The following is a 20241-nucleotide window of genomic DNA, read 5'->3' as shown; positions in this document are numbered from 1 at the left end:
GTCAGACCTCCATGCCCAGATAGATTTCGCGCACCTCGCGCGAATTCATGATGGTCTGCGGATCGCCATGGCCGATGACCCGTCCGAAGTTCAGGACGAGGATATTCTCGGCGACGGCGTTCAAGGCATGCAACACGTGCTCGATCCAGATGATCGCCATGCCGCGCTGGTGGACGCGCTTGATCGTGGCAACGAGTTGCCGGCACTCGCCTTCGGTCAGCCCGCCGGCGATCTCGTCAAGCAACAAAAGCTTGGGCCGGGTGGCAAGAGCCCGGGCGAGTTCCAGCCGCTTGCGCTCGAGCAGCGTCAGGCTGCCGGCGGGGCGGTTGGCCTTGGCGATCAGGCCGGTCTCGACGAGAATTTCGGCGCAGAAATCGGACACCTCGGCTTCGCTGCTTTCACTGCCGAAGGCGCCGGCAACAAGCAGGTTTTCATAGACCGTCAGCCGCTCGAAAGGCTGCGGGATCTGGAAGGTGCGGCCCATGCCGGCAAAGCAGCGCTGCATCGGCGGGACATTCGTCACGTCACGACCATCGAAATGAACCGTGCCTTTGGCGACCGAGAGGTTGCCGGTGATCAGGTTGAACAGTGTCGATTTGCCGGCGCCGTTCGGTCCGATGACGCCAAGCGCCTCGCCGGGTTCGACGGAAAAGGAGATGTCCTCGGCGACCACGAGGGCCCCGAAGGATTTCGACACTCCATTCAGTTCCAGGATCGGCATGGACACTCCTCCGTCAGGCTCGCGTCGCCCCGACGATCGGGACGCCGCTGCCATGGGTTCACAGGGTTCAGCTGAGCGCTTCCATCTTGCCGCCAAGCGGGATGTTCGGTGCCTGGCCGTTCTCGACGACGACGAGGTCGTAACCGCCGCCGGATTTCAGGCGCCACTGGCCGCCGACGAGCGGGGTCTTGGCGACGTTCTTCTGGGCGAAGGGCGGCAGGTTGGCGTTGTTCCAGGCGATCGGGCCGACCAGCGTGTCCAGCTTGGTTTCGCCGATGGCCTTGGCTACCGCATCGCCGTCCGTCACGTCTTCCGCCCGTTTCATCACGTCGACGGCGAGTTCGAACAGCGCATGGGCAAAGCCGATCGGCTGTGTCCAGGGGCGACCGGTCGCTGTGGTGAAGGCCGTTGCCACATCGGCAGCTGTCTCGCCTGTCAGCGAGGACTTGAAGGGATGAGACGGCGTCCACCAGACTTCGGTCGAGAGATTGTGGCCGGCGTCACCCAGGGCTTCCACGGTCTGCGGGAAAAGCAGCGCCTTGCCGATCGAGGCGATCTTGGGTTTGAGGCCCTGCTGCTTGGCCTGGTTCCAGAAGGTCGTGAGGTCAGGCGGGATCATCACACCGGTCAGGATTTCGGTTTCGGCCTGCTTGAAGGCGTTGATCTGGGCGGAGAAATCATCCGTCAGGTTCTGATAGCGGCCGGTGTCAGTCAGGCCGTAACCGAGCTTTTCGAGCACCGGCGGGAATCCGACGACCTTGTCGCCCCAGGCATTGCCGTCGCCGTCGTTCGGGAAGAGACCCCCGACCTTCTTGTTGGTCTCGACTTGGCCCCACATGCCGGTGAAGACGGCAATGATGTCCTCGAGACCCCAGAAGAAGTGGTAGGCGTAGTTGAACGGCTTCCAGCTGGCCGGGTCGCCGGGATTACCCTGCTGGCCGATGAACCAGGGCTGCCAGGGAGCGACCGTGGACAGGCAGGGGATCTGCTCGGCTTCGCAGGTTGTGGAGACCGGATTGGTGGTTTCCGGTGTCGAGGAGACGAGCATCAGGTTGATTTCGTCGTCGACGATCAGTTCCTTGGCGACTTCGGCGGCACGGTTCGGGTTGGACTGGCTGTCCTTGACCACGACCTCGTAGTTCAGGCCCATCTTCTTCGTCGTGGCGAGGAAGCTGTCGATGACGAATTTGTCGGCTTCGCCGAAGGCCGCAAGCGGTCCTGTTTGCGGGCTGACATAGCCGAGCTTGACTGCCGCTGACTGCGCAATCGCAGGGGCCGCAAGGCCCGAGGTTGCCAGCACGGCACCGCCGGCTGCCGTCGTCTGCAGGAATTTCCGTCGCGTAATCATGTTTCCTCCCATCATCGTCTCTCCTCCCAAAGAGCGCGCAGCGCGCGTGATGTCGTCTCGGTCAGTCGGGCCTGACGCCCTCCCAGGCCTGTCGCAGAAGTATGCGGATCGACGTCCGATCAATCGGACGCGGGTTCCAATAGGGGTTCTCGACCGCGATATCGGCCGCGCGATCGAGATCGGCTTCAGTGAGCCCGAATTCCTTGAGTGACAGCGGCGCGCCGATCGACTTGGCAAAGTCCCAGAGACCGCCGCCGATCGAGCCGCCGAACAGTTCGGCGGCGCCTGAGAGTTCCGCTTGCGCGGCCTCGGCATTGAAGGCGGCCGTGTGCGGCAGCATGACTGCATGGGTTTCGGCATGCGGCGTATCGAAGGAGCCGCCCAGCGTGTGGCAGATCTTGTGGTGCAGTGCCATGCCGACTGTGCCGAGCACGGTGCCGCAAAGCCAGGCGCCATAAAGCGCCTCTGCCCGCGCATCGGGGTCATGAGGACTCTTCACCAAAATCGGAAGGCTGTCCCGGAATGCGCGCAAACCGTCGAGCGCCATCAGTGTCGAGACCGGGTTGCGATCCTGGGCATAGAGACCCTCGACCGCATGGGCCATAGCGTTGAGGCCGCTCGTGACGCTCATGCCGACGGGCAGGCCAAGGGTCAGATCCGGATCGTAGATGACGACTTCCGGCAGGATGCTCGCGTTTCGAACTGTGGTCTTTCGGCCGCCTTCGGTCTGGCCGAGGATCGGCGTGACTTCGGAGCCGGCATAGGTCGTGGGGATGACGACCTGTGGTATATCGGTGCGATAGGCAATGGCCTTGCCGAGCCCAGTGGTGGAGCCGCCGCCGAGTGAGACGACGCAGTCGGCGTCCGTTTCCCTGACGACCTTCAGCGCGGTCTCCGTCACATCGACAGGGGTATGCATGACGGCACCGGAGAAGACGCCGACGGAGAGGGCACCCAGGCGCTCCGACAGAACTTCGGCATCCGCCTTCTGGTGAGGCGTCGACAGGACCAGCGCACGGCGGCAGCCCAGCGCCTCAACGGCGCTACCGAGCTCAGCGCTGCGGCCGGAACCAAAGAGAATGCGGGCCGGGTTGCCGGCATACATGAAGCTCTTCATTTGTTCCTCCCGGGACGGGCGCGGACCATGACGAACCGGATGTTGACGCGAACAGCCGGCTTGCCGTCGATCACCGTCTGCTCGAAGGAATGCACCAGTTCCGGCCGGACGCCGAACAGCGCATCTTCGCCGAGCCTTGGATCATCCGCGTCGTAGATGTGGGTGGTGATCGTCTCGAAACCCGGGGCGCGGACGACGAAGTGCAGATGGGCAGGGCGGTGAAGCGGATAGCCCGCCTGGGCGAACAGCCTCCCGACTGGCCCGTCACCCGGTACGCCGTAGCCGGCGGGCCGGACCGTGCGATAGTGGAATTTCCCATCCTGATCCGGACGGAAAAGACCCCGCAGATTGAATTCCGGCTGGAGATCCGGCTGCTGGTTCTCGTAGTAACCTTCGGCATTCGCCTGCCAGGTGATGATCTCGGCGGTGGTGACCGGCAGGCCGTCCAGATCTTCGACGCGGCCCTCGACCAGCAGCGGTAAACCTGCGCCATCCAGCGAGATAGAGCTCCCCAAGGCCCGTTCCGGGGTGTCGGTCCGGAAGAAGGGGCCGCGGACCGTGTTGGGGGTAGCGCCCGAGGGACGGCGGGAATTGATCTCTTCGACAAGCGCCGATGCACCAACAAGATCCGAAAACAGCACCCATTCCTGGCGGCGTTCGTCCGAGGCGTGGCCGACCTCGGTCAGGAAGTCGAGAACCTTGCGCCACTGCTCCTGGCTGGGGCGGAACTCCTTGATGAGTTCATGGACATGACAGACCACGGCGGAGAGCAGGCGAGCGGTTGCATCATCGGGCGTGCCAAAGCGGCTCGTGAACGCCTCTGATGACGTCGCTTCGTCGAAGGTGATGAGGTCTGCGGCCCGCGACATGCATCTCCTCCCAAATCCGCATTGCTGGTCGAGAGGAAGCTAGCAGGGCTTGGATGGATGATTGATGATTTGTTTGGGAGACAATATAACAATCCGTTATGAAGTTCGACGAGCGACACCTGATCCAGCTGGCTGCCGTGGTGAAGACGGGCGGCGTCACCGAAGGCGCAGCCCTATTGGGGCTCGCGCAGCCGGCTGTGTCGCGCACTCTGTCGATGCTAGAAAAGAGGATCGGCGAACCGCTCTTCATCCGGGGACGGCGCCCCTTGCAGCCGACCCCGCTTGGGATTGCGCTTGCCGAACATGGCCTTGCGATGCTGGCCGCCTCCCGCAAGGCCTCCGACCTCATGGAGAGCTTTCGCGTCGGCAAAAGCGGCGTCGTCCGGGTGGGCGGCAGTCCCTTCTTCATGGATTCCCTGATTGCCGGCATGTGTGCGGAGTTTCAGGCGACACATCCGGATGTGCGGATCGACCAGTCCTATGGCTATTTCCCGGATCTTCGCGCGGCGCTGAAGGCCGATCAGATCGATCTGGCCATCTGCCCCATCGATATTCTCGACGAAGGCTCGGGACTTGCCTTCCAGCAAATCCTTCCGGGTCGTAACGTCATTGCCTGTCGCGTGACCCATCCGCTTCTGTTGAAGCGCCGTGTGCAGCCGTCCCATCTTCTCGACTATTCCTGGGTGGCGCCGCCGCCGGGCAGTCCGCTTTTGGCCGACCTCAGAGCGCTGCTCCTCTCCTTCGGGGCGACGGAAATCCGCATCCGCTATTCCGGCGGGTCGCTGGCGAGTGTCGTCAATTATCTGAAGGGTGCAGATGCACTGACCGTCATGCCGCACAGCGTGGTCTTTGCCCAGCGCAAGGAAAAGACGATCACGGCCCTGCCGATCAACATTCCGCATCCGGAGAGGGCGCTTGCCATCCTCCGGCGTGTCGATGCGCCGCGGTCTCCGGCGGTCGAGCAGTTTTCATCCTTCGTGCGGTCGAGCTTTGAAAACCTGCGCCACCTGATCAAGCGCCATGAAGAGGCAGTCGTCTGGGGAAGCTGACGGGCCCGGCTGAGAAGCGGGCCCGCCTCTGTCGTGTCTTCAGGCCAAGGCTTCCATCTTGCCGGCGGTTGGAATGTTCGGTGCCGTCTTGTTATCGACAATGACGAGATCGAAGGTGCCATCGTCCTTGCGCCGCCACTGACCGCCGACGAGCGGGGTCTTGGTGACGTTCTTCGCCGCAAAGGGCGGCACGCCCTGGCCGTTCCATTCGACGCGGCCGACGATGGTGTCGACCTTGGAGGCGGCGATGGCCGCAGCGACCGCCTCGGGATCCGTCACGTCGTCGACGCGCCCCATGACATCGGTTGCCATCTCGAAGAGCGAGTGGATGAAGCCGATGGGTTGTGTCCAGGGGCGACCGGTCTTGGCGGTGAAGTCGGCGGCGAGCTCGCCGGCACTCTGGCCCGTCAGCGACGACTTGAACGGATGCTGCGCCGACCACCAGACTTCCGAGGAGAGGTTGTGGCCGGCTGGGCCTAGGGTCTCGACCGATTGCGGGAAGAGGATCGCCTTGGCGACGGTGACGGCCTTCGGATTGAAGCCCTGCTGCTTGGCCTGGTTCCAGAAGGTGGTGAAGTCAGGCGGGATGACGACGCCGGTGATGATGTCGCACTGGCCGTCCTTGAAGGCATTGACCTGTGCGGTGAAGTCGTCGGTCAGGTTCTGGTAGCGGCCCGGATCGAGGAGCTCGAAGCCGGCCTGTGCAAGGCCCGGCTTCAGGCCGACATTCGGATCGCCCCAGGCATTGCCATCGGCATCATTGGGGAAGAGCCCGCCGACCTTCTTGTTGGTATCGAGTTGGGCCCACATGTTGGTGAAGACGGCGATGACGTCTTCCAGGCCCCAGAAGTAATGGTAAGCGAAGTCGAACGGCTTCCAGCTTGCGGGATCGCCGGGATTGCCCTGCTGGCCGATGAACCAGGGCTGCCAGGGGGCCTTGGTGGAAATGCAGGGAATGCCTTCGGCCTCACAGGTCGTGGCGACCGGATTGGTGTTTTCCGGGGTCGAGGCGACCAGCATCAGGTTGATCTCGTCCGATAGGATGAGTTCCTTCGCCACGTCAGCTGCCCGGTTCGGGTTGGACTGGCTGTCCTTGACGATGATCTCGAAGTTCTTGCCTGCCTCGGTCGCGAGGAATGAGGCGATGTTGTAGGCGTCGCTCTCGCCGAAACTTGCCAGCGGTCCCGTCTGCGGGCTCACATAGCCGAGCTTGATCTTGGCACCTTGAGCGATTGCCGGCGCGGCGAGGCCGCCAAGCCCATAGGCGAGACCGGTCGCGGCGCCCGCCTTCAGCAGTTTTCTGCGCGTAATCATGCTGTCCTCCTCCCTTGTTGTCCTGACCTAGGCCGCGACGCGGCGAAATGGTCGGCTGCCCTCCGCAAGATCCCGAAGCATGGCTTCGAGCGCTTTGACCTCCATGTCGGAGGCCTGATGTGTCCGGCCCGGAAACAATTCGCAGCGAAGCCTCGCGCGCGCCCTCCCAAGCGCTTCTGAGGCTTCCGCGAAAGCCGAGACCGGGATCCACGGATCCTGATCGGATCCGGTGAGGTAGACGGGCATCCCGTCGAGATCGCGCGACGGGCGCTCATCGCGCGCCTGTCCGACACGGCAGCCCGTGAGATTGACCATGGCCCCATTCCAGGGGCCGAAGGCCATGGCATATTCAAGCGACAGGCAGGCGCCCTGGCTGAAGCCGCCGATGAGGAGGGGCTTTTCCGCGCCGCCCGCCTGTCGCAGGGCCCCCGCCAGCCCGTGGAGATAGTCGAGTGATGCCGTCAATTCGTTGCGTGTCGGGTCCGTCAGTGCGTCCGTCGCGCGCGCTGCATACCAGGAGTTGCCCGTTGCTCGTGGAAGGCAATAGGCGACGCCCGGAACGGCCAGCCGGCCGACGACCTGCTCGATCATGTCCTCGGGCGACTGGGTTCGCCCGTGGATGAAGACGCAAAGAACATCGGCTTCCGCCGGTGCGACACCTGCGGTGAGCGGTTCGCCATGAATGGCCATGATCGCCCCCGGATCAGAAGTTCGCGGGTTCGAGGCCGGCGATCAGCTCTTCGCGGCGATCCTCGAACCATGGCGGGAAGACGAGCGTCGAACCGATCGCGTCGGCCGGCTCATCCTTCGCCCAGCCGCCTTCGACCGACCAGGCGATCTCGAACAGCGCGCCACCCGGCGAGCGGACATAGCAGGACTTGAAGTAATTGCGGTCCTTCTGGTCGGAGACATCGGTAAAGCCGAGGCCCTCGATATGGGCCTTCAGCTTCAGCTGGTTCTCTTCGTTGACCGTGTTGAGGGCGAGGTGGTGGATCGTGCCACCCGAGAGCGTCCAGGTGCCCTGCGGGCCGTTTGGCTGGTGCAGGACTTCCACCATGCTCGACGGGCCACCATTGTTCGGAACCGAGAACATCAGGCCCTCGTCGCTGTCGGCTTCCTTCTTCATGCCCATGGCGATCGTCAGGAAGTCGTCCATCGAGGTGCGATCGAAGACGGCGACGGCGGCGCCATAGATGCCGCGGATGCCGTGAGCGGGGCCAACGCCATTCACCTCGCTGGTGATCGGCGGGCGCGTGTCCGCCGGGCTCTCGACCAGTTCGTGATCGATGCCGCAAGGGTGGGCGAGCGCCACGCGGGTAATGCCAAAGCGGCTGGTCTTGGTCGCGGGGATGCCGCGTGCGTTCAGGCGGTCGACCCAAAAGTCGGCCGATCCGACCGGGATCGAAAGCTGGATGATCTTCGACTGGTTGGTGCCGCGCTTGCCGTAAATGCCGGGCTTCTTGAAGGGAAAGGTGGTGACGATCGTCGACGGGTCGCCGCTCTTTGCACCGTAGTACAGGTGGTAGACCGGAATGGTGCCGTCGAAGAGAACTGTGCGCTTGATGGAATGCAGGCCAAGTGTCTTTGTATAAAAGTCATAGTCCTCCTGAGCACCATCGGTGCTCAGCGTGAGGTGATGGTAACCCGAGATGAACGACATGCTTCTTCTCCTCCAGATTTTCAAATGCAGGGGATGTGCCGCTTCCTGACGAACAGGTCCTCCAGCGGTTTGAATTGCCGCTCCCGTTCTTTTCGCGTCAGACCGGATCCTTCCCAATGATCAGACTATATAGACGCTCGGGCCTTCTGTTGATAAAATTGCTTATGTCCCATATAGCAGATCGCTATGAAGATAGATGAGCGCCATCTGGTTCAGCTTGCCGCCGTCGCCGAGACCGGAGGCGTGACGGAAGGTGCCGCCATGCTCGGCATGACCCAGCCGGCAGTATCGCGAACCCTCTCGATGCTGGAGCGACGGGTGGGGGAGCCGCTGTTCATTCCGGGCAAGCGGCCCCTGCAGTTGACGCCACTGGGACAGCAACTTGCCATCCAGGGCCGCTCGATCCTCGGCGCCTCACGCAAGGCGGTGGAGATCGTCAGAAGTTTTCAGTCGGGGACTGCCGGGCGGATCAAGGTCGGTGGCGTTCCCTTCTTCATGGATGCCGTGATCTCGCAGATGATCGCCTCCTTCCAGCTTCGTGAGCGCGACATCATGGTCGAGCAATCCTACGGCAATCTGCCGGATCTGCTCACCGAGCTCGATTCCAGCCAGATCGATCTCGCGATCACGCCGATCGGCAGCACGGATCTCAAGACCGACTTCGAGTTTCAGCCAATCCTGCCGGGTCGCAACGTTCTGACCTGTGCTGTCGGTCATCCGCTCTTGCGCAAGCGACGCCTGAGCATAGAGGATATTCTCGCCTACCCCTGGGTCGCGCCGCTGCCGGGCTCGCCGCTGGTGCTCGATCTGCACAACATCCTGATCACGCTCGGGATCAGCGAATTGTCCGTCCGCTATTCCGGCGGATCGCTGCTTTCCGTGGTCAACTATATCGCGTCGACCGATGCGCTGGCGATCCTGCCGCATTCGGTGGTCTTTTCCTTCAAGGGTGAGAACAAGATCTCGATCGTGCCGGTCGATATCCCGCAGCCCGAACGTACGCTGGGCATCATCACCAAGCGGAAGACCTTTCCCAATCCGGCCCGTCGGAAGTTTCAGGACCACATCGTCCGTGAATTCACCGATCTGAAGAAGGTCATCGAGCGACACGAGAAGTCGATCGTCTGGGGGCAGGGGCCGTTTCTGCCGGAGCGGGACCGCTGAAGGTCCGGCAGGCGCTTAACCCGAGTTTCCTCCCGTCTTCCGCACCAAAAAGGCCCCACACACCGGAGTGTGCAGGGCAGGCCAGGGAGGCCTTGGGGGAGTTTTATCTCCGATCAGATGTCGGCGAGCAGATCGTTGATGCGGCTTTCGGCCGATGTCAGCGCTTCGTCGACCGGTTTGTCACCATTGACGGCCGCGCCGACTTCCTCACCGATGATGTCCTGGATGGCGAACTGACGCTGGACTTCAGCCGGCAGCGAGCGACCGGTCTGGGCGATCTCTGCGATGTTGTCGCGATGCGGCAGGGACTTGAACTCGGCCATGTCGAAGACAGCCTTGGCCGCCGGCAGGTGACCCGTGCGGGCCCACTGGAAGTCGTTCTCGGCCAGGAACTTGAAGAGCTTGCCAATGGCTTCCACCTGTTCCGGCGTGCGGTCCTTCTTCGGCATGACCCAGCTGTGGCCATCCGCATAGGTGCTGTCCTGCGCCGGGAAGAGTTGCGGGACCGGATAGACCGTGTAGCCGTTCGACAGGGCCGTGCCTTCCTTTTCGGACTGGGCGACATAATCGCCGATCAACCAGGTGCCGTTGACGGCAATGCCGCCCTCGCCATTGGCGAAGCCCGAAACGGCTGCGGCGTAGTCGAGACCGGTCGTCGAGATGCCTTCGTCCTTCGTTGCCTTCATCAGCTCGACCGCCGCCTTGGCTTCCGGCGTGTTCAGCTTGATCGATGTCGGATCGGCGAAGAAATCGGCATTCTGCTGCTGCAGCAGCGTATAGAGGATGCGCGTGTAGGACGCCGTCTCATTGGCCATGATCTGGATGAGGTAGGGCTTGCCGGTCTTTTCGGTGAACTGCTTGCCCTGCGCGATCAGCTCCTCGCCGGAGGTCGGCAGGATCGGCGTGCCATCCGCATTGACCAGACCGGCTTCCTTCATCAGGTTCAGGTTGACGTGGAAGAGCATGGTCCAGTTGTCGAAGGGCAGGCCGAAGAGCTGTCCTTCCTTGGTCACGCCGTTGCGGCCCGCATCGGTGAAGCTGTCGGGTGCGATGCCCTGGGCGGCGAGCACTTCGTCGATCGGCTCGATCAGGCCACGGCTCTGGTAGTCGGAGATCGCAGAATAGTGCATGGAGACGACGTCGGGTGCAGCGCCCGAGGCGAGCTGCGCGTTCAGCTGGTCATAACCCGGCCATTCGACCGTGGTCACGTTGACGTCGATATCCGGATTGTCGGCTTCGAACTTGTTGACGAGCGCGGTGATGATGCCGCATTCGCCCACCGCGGCCGAGACATCCGTGACATTGCCATATTCCGCTTCGCAAGCGCCGAAGAAGCGCTGCAACTCGATCTTCGTCTGCTCTTGTGCCGATGCGCCCTGGCTCAGCGCGATCATGGCGACAGTCGTCAGTAGAATGCGTTTCATGATGTCTCACTCCCTTATGGCGGGCTGATTGCCCCGTTGAACAAAGCCGGCCGGCTCCTCTCCGGCCGGGTAGGCTTCACTTCACCGCGCCACCGGAAACGGCGGTCACGATGTGTTTCTGGAAGATCACGTAGACGATGAGCGCCGGTACGCTGGCAAACACAGCCTGCGCGGCGAGGAAGCCGAGGCCCTCGCTCTGGGCAAAGTTCGACTGCGACGAGGCAAGGCCGACCGTCAGCGTGTACATTTCCTTCCGGGTCGCCGAGATCAGCGGCCACCAGTAGTCGTTCCAGCCATGCAGGAAGGTGAAGATGCCGAGGGTCGCCTGGGCAGGCAGCGTCTGCGGCAGCATGACCTTCCAGAAGATCCGCCATTGTGAGGCGTTATCGAGCAGAGCTGCTTCGTCGATCTCCTTGGGGATCGCCCGGAAGAACTGCGTCATCAGAAAGACCCCGAAGGCGCCCGACAGACCCGGCAGCATCAGGCCGAGATAGGTGTTGTGCAGACCGAACCAGTTGAACATCTGGTGGCGGGCGATGATCACCGCCTGCTCGGGTACTGCGAGGCCGAACAGCACGATGATGAACAGCGTGCGGCGGAACGGAAACTCGAGGCGCGCAAAGCCATAGCCGGCGAGGGAAGACAGGATCAGCACCAGCAACGTCTGGCCGGTCGCGACGACGAGGCTGTTGAAGAACCAGCCGAAGACCTGGGATGAGTGCCAGATGTTCAGGTAGTTGGCGATCGTATAGGGCGCGCGGAAAACCGAATCCGTGCCGATCATCAGATCCTGGTTGCTCTTGATCGAGAGGCCGACCAGCCAGGCCACCGGCGCCATCATGACGACGGACAAGAGGGCGGCGCCCCAAAGCAGCGAACGGTTGGCGGTCAGGACTTCCGGCTTGTAGGTGTCGTTCGACCGGTTCATGCGCCGTCCTCCGTCTTGCGCGAGGACACGACATATTGCGCCATGGCCGCCACGAGGATGATGAGGAAGAGATACTGCGAGGCGGCTGCCGCACGGCCGACGTCCCAGCGGACGAAGCCGACTTCGTAGATGTACATCACGAGCGGACGCGAGGAGCCGTTCGGGCCGCCATTGGTCATCAGCTGCGCCTGGCCGAAGAGCTGGAACTGGAAGACGATCTGGATGATCGTCACCAGCATGATGGTGCGGGCAATCGAGGGCAGGGTGATGCGGGTGAGCACGCGCCAGCGGCTGGCATTGTCGAGCGCTGCTGCTTCGTAGAGGTCCTGCGGTACCTGCTGGAGCGCGGCAAGGAAGAGCATCATCGGCAGGCCGATGCACCACCAGACGGTCGCGACGCCAACGGCAAAGAGTGACCAGCCTTTGGTCGAGATGAAGTTGATCTGGTCGATGCCTGCCTGCGCGAAGAGCACGGACAGGAGGCCGTCGCTGGGAATGAAGACGAAGCGCCAGATCAAGGTGACAATGGTGACCGACAGCACGGAGGACGAAAAGAACAGGCCGCGGAAGAAACTCGTGGTGCGGGTCGTGCGATTGAGCGCGAGTGCCAGAAAAAGACCGAGGGCAACGAGCGTCGGCACACTCACCAGCACGAAAATGATGGTGTTGCGCAGGGCCTGCAAGAAGACCGCATCGCCTGCGACCCGGAAGTAATTCGCCAGCCCGACGAAACGGCCGGGGCCGAAGAGGTCGACCTTGTGCAGGCTGAGCCACATGCCCCAGAAGAGCGGAAACACGAGCAGGGCGATAAAGACCAGCAGATAGGGCAGGACGAATAGCCCGTGGCTCCACTGGCTGCGACGATAACTTTCCGCCATGTCAGTCCCCCTCCCTGCCGAAGGCGCGACCGTCTGCGCCGAAAAGGTGGAAGGCATGCGGATCGGCCGAGATCATCAGGCGGTCTCCCGCCTTGATCAGCGAGCGGCCATCCGCTTCGACGACGAGCTTGCTGCCGTCATCGAGAACGCCGTAGACGAGGGAGCGATCGCCCAGGCGTTCGACCACCTCGGCCGTCAAAGGCACACCTGAGGTGCCGTCCGTCAGCACTGTTATGTCCTCGGCACGGATGCCCAGCGTTGCGCCCTCGGGATTGAGGCCCGCCGGAACCTTGAACCCGGTCTCGACGGCGCCGAGACCCGCGGTACTGACGGAAAGCCCGTTATTCGTGCCGCTCCATTCGGATACGGGCAGGAAGTTCATTGGCGGAGAGCCGATGAAGCCCGCGACAAACTTGGTGGCCGGCCGCTGGTAGACATCCATCGGCGTGCCGATCTGCTCGATCTTGCGCGCATTCATGATCACGATCCGATCGGCGAGGGTCATCGCCTCGATCTGATCGTGGGTCACGAAGATCATCGTCGAGCCCAGGCGATGGTGCAGCTGGGCGAGTTCGAGACGCGTGCGGCCACGAAGTGCGGCATCAAGGTTGGAGAGCGGCTCGTCGAAGAGGAAAGCCTTGGGCTCCTTGACGATGGCGCGACCGATGGCGACGCGCTGGCGCTGGCCGCCCGACAGCTTTTGCGGCTTGCGGTCGAGCAAGTGCCCGATCTCGAGCGTTTCGGCGGCGGCGAGGACACGCTTCTCGATCTCGTCCCTGGGCATGCCGATGTTTTCGAGGCCAAACGACATGTTTTGCTTCACGGTCATATGCGGATAGAGCGCATAGGACTGGAACACCATCGCGACGCCACGCTGGCCGGGCGGCAGGGTGTCAACACGGCTGCCGCTTACCGAGATGGTGCCTGATGTGACATCTTCCAGGCCGGCGATCATGCGCAGCAGGGTCGACTTGCCACAGCCCGAGGGCCCGAGGAAGACGACGAACTCGCCCGCCTCGATGGACAGCGAGATGTCATCGAGCACGGTCAGTGCGCCGTAGCGCTTGGTGACATTATCGATTTCAATCGAAGCCGACATGGTTTCTCCTCCCCGTCGTCGATTGGTTATTGGCCGAGCCGGATCATCCGGTAGCTGAGCGGCGCGATCTCTCCCTTGAGGCGCCCCTCCTCGACAGTCAGTCCGCTGCCGTCGGCCGGAGCAACCGGCTGTTCGTCCGGTCCATTCACAGCTTTCAGCTCGTGGCCTGCGATCACCTTGTCCATGATCACCTTGCGGTCGCCAAAGCCTTCGAGCGCGACGTCAAGGGTTATGGCGTCCGTCTGATGGCGGTTGACGATGAAGAGGGTGAGAGCGCCATCCGTGTCGCTCTCGACGGCGGATACGTCGAGATAGGGAACCTTCTCGGCAAAGTCCGTCGCATAGCTCGGGCTGTCGATCGACAGCTGGTAGGATGTGCCGCGGCCATAACGCGAGGCGAAGAGATAGGGATAGTAGGTCGTCTGGCGCCAGGCCGGACCGCCGGGCACGGTCATGATCGGCGCGATGACATTGACGAGCTGCGCAAGGCAGCCGACCTTCACCACATCGGCGCGGCGGATGAAGGTGTTGAGGATGCAGCCGACCTGCAGCACGTCTTCGAAATTGTAGATGTCTTCCAAGAGTTCCGGCGCATGCGGCCAGCCATCGCGGCCTTCGAGAACCTTTCGGTCAGCTTCATTGGAATGGTACCAGACGTTCCACTCGTCGAAGCTGATATAGACGTCCTTCTTCGAGCGCTTCTTTGCCTTGGTCACCTTGATGACAGAGGCGATGGTCTCGATGTAGTCTTCCAGGCGTGCGTTCTGTGCAAGGTAGGCGGCGGTGTCGCCGGCGTGGTTCTCGAAATACATATGCAGGCTGATGTAATCGACGCTGTCATAGGTGTAGTCGAGAACGGTCGCTTCCCAGGCCGGATAGGTCGGCATCTTGGGTGAGGAGGAGCCGCAAACGACGAGTTCGATCGACTTGTCGAAGGCGCGCATGGCCTTGGCGGTCTCGAAGGCAACGCGGCCATATTCTTCCGCCGTCTTCTGGCCGATCTGCCAGGGGCCGTCCATCTCGTTACCAAGGCACCAGAGCTTGACGTTCCAAGGCTCCTCGCGGCCGTTCTTGCGGCGCAGATCCGACCAGTAGCTGCCACCGGGGTGGTTGACGTATTCCAGGAAGGCGCGGGCTTCGTCGAGACCCCGCGAACCAAGGTTGACGGCGAGCATCATCTCGGTATTCGCGGCCTTCGCCCAATCGGCGAATTCGTGGATGCCGACCTGGTTTGATTCCGAGGTGTGCCAGGCGAGATCGAGGCGGACCGGGCGATTTTCCTTCGGACCGATGCCGTCTTCCCAGTTATAGGCCGAGACGAAATTGCCGCCGGGATACCGGACTACAGGCACGTCGAGTTCGCGCACGAGGTCGATGACGTCCTGCCGCATGCCATTCTCGTCGGCTGTCGGATGATCGGGTTCGTAGATGCCGGAGTAGACAGCGCGACCGAGATGCTCAACGAAGGATCCGTAGAGGCGCGGATCGATCGTGCTGATTTTATAGTCGCGGTGAACGGTGCCGACAGCCCGCATAAGCATTTCCTCCAACTATATCCGTTTTTCGGATATCTATCATGATTGAGGATATGATACACGGGATCGACCGGAGGTCAATCCGGCAATATGCAGGGGAAATTGCGAGGGCTTGTCAGGTCTTGATGCGCAGGACGATGTCCTGGTCGTAGTTGCCGAAGCCGCGGCCGAATATGTTGATGCCGCCGGGATGTTCTGCTGTTTCCGGCACTTCGATCCGGACGCGGATCGATCGATGATCGAGCAGTTCCAGATCGTTGAGCGTGGTTTCCGACACCCGCATGCCGTCGATGAAGGTGCCGCTTTCGGTGACGCGGAAGCTTTTCAGAACGCCGTATTGGCTGCCGCGAAGCTTCCACCAATCGGGCGTGAACTTGCCGCGGCGGTCTCCGAAATCGCCGGGCGAGGTCCAGGTGGCGACCGGCTTTCCGTTGATGGAGATGGTGATGTCAGAAGGCCAGTTTTCGGAGGTGCCGGGCACCTCGGAGGAGAGCTCAAGCAAGAGTTCCAGTTCCCGGATTGGGGCGCCTTTGATCCTGGCATTGTTGGGAAACTGGTAGTCCACATAGCCGCGCGTGAACCAGAGAAGCCCGGCCTTCATCCGGTCCGGCGAGAGGAATGTGTCGGGGTTGTCGAGGTAGCCGATGATCGCGTCGGGTCCACACATGCCGCAGGGGGCGTAGACGTCGTAACCGCTGTAGAGTCCAACCGGCATCGAGACTTCGATTGCCTCGTCGGTTGCCTTATTCGGGCGCGTGAAGGTGAGAACGATCTCGTCATGAACGGCGTGACAGATCTTCTGGCTGCCCTTGCGGGCCTTCTGGACCTCCGTGCGGATCAGGCCCGCCTCTTCCATCTGGTTCAAATGGGTCGATGTGGTCGACTGGGGAAGCTCAAGGACCTCGGCGATCTCGTTGACATTCAGCGGGCCGCGCGCGTGCAAAAGCTCCAGGATGGCCAGCCGCGCCGGGGCGGAGAGGGACTTCAGGACGTCCTTGCCGTCGTCCGGCGTGATCATAAGAAAGCGGCTGCTCAATGTGTTTCTCCCCGTATAGTGAATTCGTATCAGAATTTGTGATCAAAACAAGGGGAGCGGTGGCCGAGCTAGTCGCAGCCTCAGCTGTATACATCCGATGACATCATCCAGGCGATAGGCGAGATATCGCCGGTGTTTTCGGCCTGAGATTGACATCCTGTATACAGTATGGCTTGCTGCTTCCCGATAGAGGAGGAGCTGTCATGTCCAAACCCACCTTTCCGCTAAATGCCTGGTATGCTGCCGCCTATGATGTGGAGCTGAAGCGCCAGCTTTTGCCGCGCACCATCTGTAACAAGCCTGTTGTCCTGTATCGCAAGGAGAATGGCACGCCCGTCGCGCTTGCCGATGCCTGTTGGCACAGGCTGGTGCCGCTGTCGCTCGGGCGGCTCGAGGGTGACAATGTCATCTGCGGCTATCACGGTCTCGAATTCGACGAGACGGGGCGCTGTGTATACATGCCCTCGCAGGACACCATCAATCCGTCCGCCTGTGTGAAGTCATACCCGATTGCCGAGAAGCACCGCTTCATCTGGATCTGGCCGGGCGATCCGGCATTGGCCGATCCCGCGCTCATCCCCGACATGCATTGGAACCAGGACCCGGATTGGGCTGCCGATGGCAAGCTGATCGAGGTGAAGTGCGATTATCGTCTCGTTGTCGACAACCTGATGGACCTGACGCACGAGACCTTCGTGCATGGTTCTTCCATCGGCAATCGCGCTGTCGCCGAAGCCCCGTTCGAAGCCAGCCATTCGGATCGCTTTGCCTATATCACGCGCTGGATGGAGGATATCGATCCGCCGCCCTTCTGGCGCAAGCAGTATGGCCGTCCCGGGAAGGTTGACCGCTGGCAGATCATTCGCTTCGAGGCGCCCTGCACGGTGACGATCGATGTCGGTGTTGCCGAAGCGGGAACCGGCGCCAAACAGGGGGATCGCTCCAAGGGCGTGAACGGCTACGTGCTCAACACGATCACGCCGTCAACGGACAAGACCTGTCTCTACTTCTGGGCCTTCGCGCGCAATTATGACCTCGGCAATCAGGCCCGCACGCACGAGCTTCGCGAGGGTGTCGCAGGTGTCTTCCGGGAGGACGAAGTGGTGCTCGAGGCACAGCAGCAGGCGATCGATGCCAATCCGGATCATCAGTTCTACAATCTCAATATCGACGCCGGTTCGATGTGGGCCCGCAAGCTGATCGACCGGATGATCGATGCAGAGCTGAAGCCGCAGGCTGGTCCTCATGCCGTGGCGGCGGAGTGAACAGATGGGCATGGATCAGGAACGGGCGCCGAAACAGCAGACCGCGAAAGCGCTGCTTGGGCTGCGCGATCTCATCCTGACCGGTGAGATCGAGCCCGGCGAGCGGTTGTCGGAGGTGGCGCTCTCGGAGCGGCTCTCCGTCTCCCGCACACCGCTTCGGGCAGCCCTTCAGCGGATCGAGCAGGAGGGGCTGGTGACGCTGATCCCCTCCGGCGGTTACGCGGTCCGCTCGTTTAGCCGGCAGGAAGTGATCGATGCAATCGAGCTGCGTGGCGTTCTCGAAGGCACCGCAGCGCGGCTGGCGGCCGAGCGTGGTGTGACGCCTCAGCGGTCGAAGGCCATTCGCGAGGTCGTGGTGCAACTGGATGAAGTGCTTGCGGCCGAAGCCCATGCGATGGATTTCGAGCGCTACGAGGCCTTGAACGGCAAGTTCCATCGCCTGCTCTGGGATCTCGCGGGCAGCGAGGTTCTGCGCCGGGAAATCGAGCGGATGACCAGTCTGCCGTTTGCAAGCCCCAATGCCTTCGTGAACACCGAGTCCAATGCTCCGGCTTTTTATCGGACGCTGGTGGTGGCGCAGGCACAGCACAAGGCGATCGTTTCCGCGATCGAATTGCGGGAAGGTGCGCGCGCCGAAGCCCTGGCGCGGGAGCATGCGCGGCTTGCGCGTCAGAATCTGGATTTCGTGCTGGAGGAGCAGCCGGATCTGCGGCGAAAGGTGCTGGCGCTCGCCCTCATGGCGGGCTGACCGGCCGAGAAATATCAGTCTAGGGAGGAGACTTCATGCGTTCCAAGCTGGAATGGCGCCCTGCGCGTGTCATTCAGATCGAAAACCCGGCCGAGGATGTCCGGGCCGTGACCTTCGCTGTCGACGGCCTGCGGCAGGCATTCGATCCGGGGTCGCATACGAATATCAAGGTCATCATCCGCGGCGAACCGGCGATCCGCACCTACACCGTTTTGCCGAGTGCTCCCGGCACGCTGAAGATCGCGGTGAAGCTCCATCCGAACAGTCGTGGCGGGTCGGCCTTTGTCTGGAGCATGGGGATCGGCGACGAGACGGAGATGACCGAACCGGAGAACCGGTTCGAGCTCTCCTGGCGCGCCTCGCGCTATCTGTTGATCGCCGGCGGGATAGGGATCACGCCGATCTATGGCATGGCAAAAGCCCTTGTTGCGCGCGGCCAATCCGTGCGGCTGATCTATGGCGCCAAGAGCCGTGCGCAGATGGCATTTTCGGAAGAGTTGCAGGCGCTGCTCGGCGATGGGCTGGAGGCCTTTGTTCAAGACGAAGGCAGCGCGTTCGATCTGGTCGCCGAATTCGCCGCTCTTCCTGTGGATGGCGAGGCCTATATCTGCGGTCCGCACGGCCTGCTGGAAGCTGCACGCAACACCTGGCGTGACAGCGGCCGGTCTATGAGCCGGCTGCGCTTCGAGGTCTTCGGCGATAGTGGTCGTTACGCGGAGCAACCCTTTTCGGTCGCGGTTCCGCAATATGGGCGAACGATCGATGTGCGGGCCGACCAAACCATGCTGGATGCCTTAATGGAAGCCGGGATCGACATGGTCTATGACTGTCGCCGGGGCGAATGCGGCCTCTGTGCCGTCAATATCGTGGATGCCTCTGCTCAGATCGATCATCGCGACGTGTTCTTCTCGCCGGAAGAGCGGCACGAGGGCGAGAAGATGTGCGCCTGTGTATCCCGGGCCGTGGGTGGCGTGGTGACGATCGACACGGGGTATCGGCAGGAAGCGCTGTCGGCCTAGGCTCTTTGCACGCCGTCGATCAGCCGCTCTCGCCTTCGATCAAGATCATCGGCCAGAGACGGCGGCGCGCCGCATCGGGATAATGCTGTGCGAAGTCCGGCATGGTCGCCAGAAGGCTTTCCGCCAGAGCGATGCCCAGCGCTCTCAGGTCAGGGCGGAAGCAGGTGAGGACCGGGTTGAGGAACTGCGCCTGAGGGCTGTATTGCCCGATGACGGCGATGTCCTTGCCTGGTTTCAGCCCGACTTCCTGCAGGCCGCGGTAGAAGCCGACGACCGTCGCTTCATTCAGAAGGATGATTGCGGAAGGGCGCTCGCGGGTCTTCATCACCTGCTGGGCGACCTGATAGCCGCCAGGCTCATTCGGACCTGAGCGATAGACATGCGCTGGATCTAGTTCGAGGCCGTGGCGCGCGAGCACGACGCGGCAGTGGTTCTCGAAGATGTGGCCGAGGTTGATGTCGCCATGCGGCCTGCTGATCGCGATACGCGTGTGACCGCGCGTCACCAGACGCTCGATCGCGTCTTCCGCCATGCCCTCGAAATCCAGATCGTACCAGGGCTGGCCGACATCCGTCTGGCTTCGGCCAAGGGTGATGAAGGGGATCTTGGTCTTGTGCAGGAGCTCGAAGCGGGGATCCTGATAACGGGTCGCCGACAGGATGATCCCGTCGGCAAAGCCGCGCGCGACGATGCGCTTCAGATAGGCATCGGGATCTTCCTCGGACGAGCAGAGCAGGGCGACCAGATCGAGTTTATGCCGGGCCAGGACCGTTTGCATGCCATCGAAAACGCGCATGAAGAAGGTGTCACCCTGACCGGTGATATCATGGCCGGTCTGCATCATGAAGCCGATGATGCCGGTAGCGCCCTTGCGCAGGGAGCGGCCCGCCTGGTTTGCCACATAGCCGAGCTTTTCGGCGGCTTCCAGCACGCGTCTGCGGGTTTCCTCGTTCACGTCCGGCTTGCCGTTCAGGGCGCGGGAGACGGTCCCGATCGATATGTCGAGATGTTCGGCCAGTTGCCGGATGCCCTTCATCAACCCCTCCGCTGAAACGCATGCCGTAATC

Annotated in this window: 19 protein-coding genes; 5 read left to right on the top strand and 14 right to left on the bottom strand. The window is 62.2% G+C overall.

The genetic code is table 11. The features are described from left to right. Nucleotide 1: 1 nt before the first annotated feature. From M1E12_RS15280 to M1E12_RS15265, 4 genes are all read right to left on the bottom strand, one after another. Complete coding sequence (locus M1E12_RS15280) at nt 2-721, bottom strand: ABC transporter ATP-binding protein (protein ID WP_479562405.1); 720 nt, start codon at nt 719-721, stop codon at nt 2-4. A gap of 67 nt (nt 722-788) precedes the next feature. After that, on the bottom strand, nt 789-2069 hold the full coding sequence (locus M1E12_RS15275) for an ABC transporter substrate-binding protein (protein WP_479562404.1): 1281 nt from the start codon (nt 2067-2069) through the stop codon (nt 789-791). Between the two features lie 61 nt (nt 2070-2130). Then, entirely contained in the window at nt 2131-3186 is a 1056-nt protein-coding gene (locus M1E12_RS15270) for a maleylacetate reductase (protein WP_479562403.1), read from the bottom strand. Continuing rightward, nucleotides 3183-4055 carry a dioxygenase family protein gene (locus tag M1E12_RS15265; protein WP_479562402.1) on the bottom strand — a complete coding sequence of 291 codons (873 nt, stop codon included), beginning with the start codon at nt 4053-4055 and terminating at the stop codon, nt 3183-3185. The genes M1E12_RS15270 and M1E12_RS15265 overlap by 4 nt, the downstream gene beginning before the upstream one ends. A gap of 98 nt (nt 4056-4153) precedes the next feature. Between M1E12_RS15265 and M1E12_RS15260 the strand changes: the two genes are divergently transcribed. Further along, a complete protein-coding gene (locus M1E12_RS15260) occupies nt 4154-5104 on the top strand; it encodes a LysR family transcriptional regulator (RefSeq protein WP_479562401.1) in 951 nt (316 codons plus the stop codon). 39 nt (nt 5105-5143) lie between these two features. Here M1E12_RS15260 and M1E12_RS15255 read toward each other — a convergent pair whose 3' ends face one another. The 3 genes from M1E12_RS15255 to M1E12_RS15245 are packed head-to-tail and all read right to left on the bottom strand — an operon-like array spanning nt 5144 to nt 8078. Beyond that, nucleotides 5144-6418, bottom strand: coding sequence for an ABC transporter substrate-binding protein (locus M1E12_RS15255; RefSeq protein ID WP_136537834.1), 1275 nt, complete (start codon nt 6416-6418; stop codon nt 5144-5146). Between the two features lie 27 nt (nt 6419-6445). After that, entirely contained in the window at nt 6446-7108 is a 663-nt protein-coding gene (locus tag M1E12_RS15250; protein WP_479562400.1) for an alpha/beta hydrolase, read from the bottom strand. A gap of 13 nt (nt 7109-7121) precedes the next feature. Continuing rightward, on the bottom strand, nt 7122-8078 hold the full coding sequence (locus M1E12_RS15245; protein WP_479562399.1) for a VOC family protein: 957 nt from the start codon (nt 8076-8078) through the stop codon (nt 7122-7124). Between the two features lie 186 nt (nt 8079-8264). Here M1E12_RS15245 and M1E12_RS15240 point away from each other — a divergent pair, with 186 nt between their 5' ends. Next, the gene (locus M1E12_RS15240) at nt 8265-9242 is read left to right on the top strand and encodes a LysR family transcriptional regulator (RefSeq protein WP_310243535.1); all 978 of its coding nucleotides are present in this window, start codon (nt 8265-8267) and stop codon (nt 9240-9242) included. A 113-nt stretch (nt 9243-9355) separates the two neighbouring features. Here M1E12_RS15240 and M1E12_RS15235 read toward each other — a convergent pair whose 3' ends face one another. From M1E12_RS15235 to M1E12_RS15210, 6 genes are all read right to left on the bottom strand, one after another. Then, the gene (locus M1E12_RS15235; RefSeq protein WP_102018739.1) at nt 9356-10666 is read right to left on the bottom strand and encodes an extracellular solute-binding protein; all 1311 of its coding nucleotides are present in this window, start codon (nt 10664-10666) and stop codon (nt 9356-9358) included. Between the two features lie 76 nt (nt 10667-10742). Next, complete coding sequence (locus M1E12_RS15230; protein WP_102018738.1) at nt 10743-11594, bottom strand: carbohydrate ABC transporter permease; 852 nt, start codon at nt 11592-11594, stop codon at nt 10743-10745. Further along, nucleotides 11591-12472 (bottom strand): carbohydrate ABC transporter permease, encoded by an 882-nt coding sequence (locus M1E12_RS15225; RefSeq protein ID WP_136537837.1) that lies wholly within the window; start codon nt 12470-12472, stop codon nt 11591-11593. Before M1E12_RS15225 ends, M1E12_RS15230 begins: the two co-directional genes overlap by 4 nt. A gap of 1 nt (nt 12473) precedes the next feature. Further along, nucleotides 12474-13571 (bottom strand): ABC transporter ATP-binding protein, encoded by a 1098-nt coding sequence (locus tag M1E12_RS15220; RefSeq protein ID WP_479562398.1) that lies wholly within the window; start codon nt 13569-13571, stop codon nt 12474-12476. A 26-nt stretch (nt 13572-13597) separates the two neighbouring features. Then, nucleotides 13598-15106, bottom strand: a complete 1509-nt coding sequence (arfA, locus tag M1E12_RS15215; RefSeq protein ID WP_479562397.1) for an arabinosylfuranosidase ArfA — start codon at nt 15104-15106, stop codon at nt 13598-13600. A gap of 115 nt (nt 15107-15221) precedes the next feature. Then, on the bottom strand, nt 15222-16142 hold the full coding sequence (locus tag M1E12_RS15210; RefSeq protein ID WP_479562396.1) for an ArsR/SmtB family transcription factor: 921 nt from the start codon (nt 16140-16142) through the stop codon (nt 15222-15224). Nucleotides 16143-16345: 203 nt separating this feature from the next. On the opposite strand from M1E12_RS15210, the gene M1E12_RS15205 reads away from it, so the two are divergent. From M1E12_RS15205 to M1E12_RS15195, 3 genes are read left to right on the top strand one after another with little or no spacing between them, the layout of a single operon-like run. Continuing rightward, on the top strand, nt 16346-17407 hold the full coding sequence (locus tag M1E12_RS15205; RefSeq protein ID WP_113458619.1) for an aromatic ring-hydroxylating dioxygenase subunit alpha: 1062 nt from the start codon (nt 16346-16348) through the stop codon (nt 17405-17407). Nucleotides 17408-17411: 4 nt separating this feature from the next. After that, complete coding sequence (locus M1E12_RS15200) at nt 17412-18155, top strand: GntR family transcriptional regulator (RefSeq protein ID WP_479562395.1); 744 nt, start codon at nt 17412-17414, stop codon at nt 18153-18155. Between the two features lie 35 nt (nt 18156-18190). Beyond that, on the top strand, nt 18191-19174 hold the full coding sequence (locus M1E12_RS15195; RefSeq protein ID WP_479562394.1) for a PDR/VanB family oxidoreductase: 984 nt from the start codon (nt 18191-18193) through the stop codon (nt 19172-19174). Between the two features lie 19 nt (nt 19175-19193). Here M1E12_RS15195 and M1E12_RS15190 read toward each other — a convergent pair whose 3' ends face one another. Further along, nucleotides 19194-20210 (bottom strand): LacI family DNA-binding transcriptional regulator, encoded by a 1017-nt coding sequence (locus tag M1E12_RS15190; protein ID WP_479562393.1) that lies wholly within the window; start codon nt 20208-20210, stop codon nt 19194-19196. Nucleotides 20211-20241: the final 31 nt, after the last annotated feature.

The organism is Rhizobium sp. K33 (genome assembly GCF_056501445.1).
Note: the sequence above shows the minus strand (reverse complement) of the source record. Positions and strands in the feature narration are given on the sequence as shown.